Annotated in this window: 4 protein-coding genes; 1 reads left to right on the top strand and 3 read right to left on the bottom strand. The window is 62.2% G+C overall.

Annotated elements, in window-relative coordinates; all coding sequences use genetic code 11:
- Positions 1–193: 193 nt before the first annotated feature.
- Positions 194–613, bottom strand: coding sequence for a hypothetical protein (locus EOB59_RS18650; protein ID WP_128288954.1), 420 nt, complete (start codon positions 611–613; stop codon positions 194–196).
- Positions 614–845: 232 nt separating this feature from the next.
- On the opposite strand from EOB59_RS18650, the gene EOB59_RS18645 reads away from it, so the two are divergent.
- A complete protein-coding gene (locus tag EOB59_RS18645; protein ID WP_127808437.1) occupies positions 846–3,014 on the top strand; it encodes a malate synthase G in 2,169 nt (722 codons plus the stop codon).
- Between the two features lie 59 nt (positions 3,015–3,073).
- Here the strand turns inward: EOB59_RS18645 and EOB59_RS18640 are convergent, their stop codons facing one another.
- Positions 3,074–3,613, bottom strand: coding sequence for a J domain-containing protein (locus EOB59_RS18640; protein ID WP_127318999.1), 540 nt, complete (start codon positions 3,611–3,613; stop codon positions 3,074–3,076).
- A 270-nt stretch (positions 3,614–3,883) separates the two neighbouring features.
- A partial coding sequence (locus EOB59_RS18635; protein WP_164895684.1) for an ATP-binding protein occupies positions 3,884–4,550 on the bottom strand: 667 nt, incomplete at its 5' end.

The raw sequence follows: 4,550 nt of genomic DNA, 5'->3' as shown, positions 1-4,550 counted from the left end.
CGCCAGGGATGCCGGCACCGACAGCGCCGAGATCGACGTCGCCACCGAATTCCGGGTCTCGACCGTCGAAGCCCAGCGCATGTTCATCGAGGCGCATGTCGTGGCCGTGGCCTCGGGACGGCCGCGCATTGCGGTGTGATGCAGCCTTTGTGAAAACCTGTCGGCGCATTTGAACACATGCGCATGGCAGCCGTCAGATGGAAGATTTGGGCACAGTAAGTCGCTCGAATACTGCGTGTACCCGTATTCGACTGCCGTTCGGGTCGATGATTTGCATGACCAAAAGCAGCCGATTTTGATGAATCTTGAACGCTGCCGACAAGGCTCTGGCCTTAGCCCCCGCTGATGCCGAACCCGGCCAATTGCCGTTTCCGATCAAGGCCTGTTCCCCATTGATCGTTTTCTCCTTTAGATCGGCGGTCCACCCATTGCTCGCATCGACCTGCAGGCCGGGATCGCTGCGGATAACGACTCTGCAATCGGCACATTGGCCGCCGGTTGAGTAAACCTGCTGCCATGTGCCAATGAACTCGATATCGGCAGCGGCGGCAGGAGCAACGCCAGCGAATGCAAGAGCGAGTGAAACAAAAGTAAGCCAGGCAAATCTCAACATCGGCATACTCCAAAGATGCCTGCTTTATTTGACAGGCAATGTATAAAGCCGGGTTTACTGGAATGAGAAAATTGACGCGATATGCGATTGGACATGGCAAGTTGTGCCCTGCGATGGCGCTCCTCTCTGGAGGACGAAGCGATGCAAATACGCCACCTTCACCCTAAGCTGAATTGACCCGGCAAACCTGACATGCCAAAGGCCCGCAAAGCCTTTCATCTGGAGTAGCCTGATGACCGACCGCATCGAGATCGCCGGATTGCGGATTGCCCGCGAGCTGCATGAGTTCGTGGCCAGGGAAGCGCTGCCGGGCACGGGGATCGAAGCGGACGCCTTCTGGAACGGTTTTTCGGCCATCGTCCATGATTTGGCGCCGAAGAACCGGGCGCTGCTGGCAAAGCGTGACGCCATCCAGGAACAGATAGACGGCTGGTATCGCGAGCATGGCGCACCGGTCGACATGGAGGCCTACAAGGGCTTCCTGAAAGAGATTGGCTATCTCGTTTCGGAAGGCGCGGCCTTCAGTGTCTCGACCGACAATGTCGACCCGGAAATCGCTGATGTTGCCGGACCGCAGCTGGTCGTGCCGGTGATGAATGCGCGCTATGCGCTCAACGCCGCCAATGCGCGCTGGGGTTCGCTCTACGACGCGCTCTACGGCACCGATGCCATCCCCGAAACGGATGGCGCCGAAAAGGGCAAGGGCTTCAATCCGGCGCGTGGCGCCAAGGTCGTTGCCTGGACGAAGACCTTTCTCGACGAGGCTGCCCCGCTCACCCTAGGCAAATGGGCCGGCGTCAATGGTCTGTCGCTGGCGCAAGGTGCCTTGCGGCTGAGCGCCGGCGCCGGCTCGACGACGCTGGCCGACCCCAGGCAATTCGTCGGCTATCGCGGCGATGCCGCCAATCCCGATGCGGTGCTGCTGGTGCGCAACGGCCTGCACATCGAGATCGTCATCGACCGCAACAACCAGATCGGCCGCACCGATCCGGCGGGGATCGCCGATGTCATCCTGGAATCGGCGCTGACCACCATCCAGGACTGCGAGGATTCGGTCGCCGCGGTGGATGCGCCAGACAAGGTCGTCGTCTACCGCAACTGGCTCGGCCTGATGAAGGGCGATTTGGCGGAAGAGATCACCAAGGGCGGCAAGAGCTTTGTCCGCAAGCTCAATCCTGACCGCTCCTACACGACGCCCGCCGGCGGCACGCTGACCGTGCCCGGCCGCTCGCTGATGCTGGTCAGGAATGTCGGCCACCTGATGACCAACCCGGCGATCCTTGACCGCGACGGCAACGAGATTCCGGAAGGCATCTTGGATGCGGCGATGACGGCGCTGATCGCGCTGCACGATGTAGGGCCAAACGGCCGCCGCGCCAATTCCCGCGCGGGCTCGATGTATGTCGTGAAACCCAAGATGCATGGGCCCGACGAAGTCGCTTTCGCCGTCGAGATATTCGACCGCGTCGAAGCACTGCTCGGCATGGCCAGAAGTACCATCAAGATGGGCATCATGGACGAGGAGCGGCGCACCACCGTCAACCTCAAGGAGGCGATCCGCGCCGCAAAAGAGCGCGTCGTGTTCATCAACACCGGCTTCCTCGACCGCACCGGCGACGAGATCCACACCTCGATGGAAGCCGGCCCGATGATCCGCAAGGGCGACATGAAGCAGGCCGCCTGGATTTCCGCCTACGAGGCGTGGAATGTCGACATCGGGCTGGAATGCGGCTTGGCCGGCCACGCCCAGATCGGCAAGGGCATGTGGGCGATGCCCGATCTGATGGCGGCGATGCTGGAACAGAAGATCGCCCACCCCAGGGCCGGCGCCAACACCGCCTGGGTGCCGTCGCCGACGGCGGCGACGCTGCATGCCACGCACTATCACAAGGTCGATGTCCACGCCGTGCAGGCGGCGCTGAAGAACCGGCCCAAGGCGAATCTCGACGACATCCTGTCGGTGCCCGTCGCCGTGCGGCCGAACTGGTCGCCCGAAGACGTCCAGAAGGAACTCGACAACAACGCGCAGGGCATTCTTGGCTATGTCGTCCGCTGGATCGACCAGGGCGTCGGCTGCTCGAAAGTGCCTGACATCAACGATGTCGGCCTCATGGAAGACCGCGCCACGCTGCGTATTTCCTCACAGCACATCGCCAACTGGCTACACCACAGCGTGTGCAGCGAGGACCAGGTGATGGCGACGATGAAGCGCATGGCTGACATCGTGGACCGCCAGAACGCGGGCGACCCGCTTTACCAGCCGATGGCGGCTGACTTTGACAAGTCGATAGCCTTCCTCGCCGCCTGCGACCTGGTCTTCAAGGGCCGCGTCCAGCCCAACGGTTACACCGAGCCGGTGCTGCACGCGCGGCGGCTGGAACTGAAGGCGCAGCAGAGCTGAATAGGCCAGTGTCGTGTATGGGCGGCGGGTTTTCGGCCTGCTTTCTCCGGGGTGAGGCGTCAGGGAGCTGTATGGTCCAGGAGCCGGATGGTGGGATCGCGACGGTGTTCGGAGTTGACCCGATCGACGCCTTCCACCGTAATCGCAATCGTCCCGTTTTCCACTCTTGCTATCCAGCCCTTCGCTTTCAGATACCAGAGATGAAACTCGAGATGCTCTCGCGGACAGTCTGACAGACGTTCGAGCTCCACATCTCCGATCCCGGGATTGCCGACGTCGTGCCGGCGCTTCGCGTAAAGCAGCGACAGCAGCCTGGCCTGGATCACGACGTCACGCTCGATGCCTTTGGTGTTGCTAGCTTCCTCGGTCAATTCACGGCGAAGGCCGGCATGGTCCCTGTACGCGATGTCGTATTGTGCGCGTTTGACCGGATCCTTGAGCGTATTGTGGGCTTCCACGATTTCACTGAAACGGGCTTCATCGCCGGTTTCGCGATTGTCTGGATGATAGCGCATCGCAAAATAGCGAAATATGCGCTCCAGCGTTTCCGAATTGGCGTTCGGGCTGACTTCCAAAACTTCGTAATAATCAATGAACATAGCTCGCTCCCCGACCACACCATATTCGCATTGTCTAAATAAGGAATGTCAATGCGGGGGCCAGGACCTTGGTCCGACGCCGATGACATCCACGCTTTCTGGAAGAGGAAGAAAATGGCCGGCGTCCGGTCGGTGGGGGCCGTTGGGTGGTAAGGACGCCGGCCAAGCGGACAATCAGGTCCGCCGCATCGTGGAGATGATCGATTCGCGGAGGCCGGGTTATGGCGTGATCGCGGAATGCAATGTGGCGAGGCCGGCTTGTCGGCGGACCTACGCCGCCTGCGCCATCCGCTCCGAGCTCATGCGGTAGGAGATCGCTTCGGCCAGATGGATTCGGCCGACGGTTTCGCTTGCGTCGAGATCAGCGAGCGTTCGCGCCACCTTCAGCACGCGATGATAGGCCCGCGCCGAAAAGGCAAGCTTTTCGCTGGCGTCCTTGAGCAGCGACAGGCCGGCGGCGTCCGGCATGGCGATCTCTTCGATGACCGAGGGCGCGCAATGCGCGTTGGTGGTGGCGCGGGTGGCGCCGAGCCGCTCGAAGCGCTCGCGCTGGATGGTGCGTGCGCGTGCCACGCGCAGCGCCACATCGGCGCTTTTCTCCGCCCGGTCGGGCCGGATCAGGTCGCTGGCCGAGACCGCCGGCACTTCGATCCTGAGATCGATGCGGTCGAGCAGCGGACCCGAAATGCGCGCCTGATAGTCGGTACGGCAACGCTCGCCGCGCAGGCAGCGATAGCCCGGCTCGCCGGCCATGCCGCAGCGGCACGGGTTCATCGCCGCCACCAGCTGGATGCGCGCCGGATAGGTGACGCGATGGTTGGCCCGCGCGATCATGCAGTCGCCGGTCTCCAACGGCTGGCGCAACGCATCAAGCGTCTGCGGCGTGAACTCGGGAAACTCGTCGAGGAACAGCACGCCGTGATGGGCCAGCGACACC

It is taken from the genome of Mesorhizobium sp. M7A.F.Ca.MR.176.00.0.0 (genome assembly GCF_004023165.1).
Classification (GTDB): Bacteria; Pseudomonadota; Alphaproteobacteria; order Rhizobiales; family Rhizobiaceae; genus Mesorhizobium.
The sequence above is the reverse complement of the archived record's forward strand: the minus strand, read 5'-3'. Positions and strand labels throughout refer to the sequence as shown.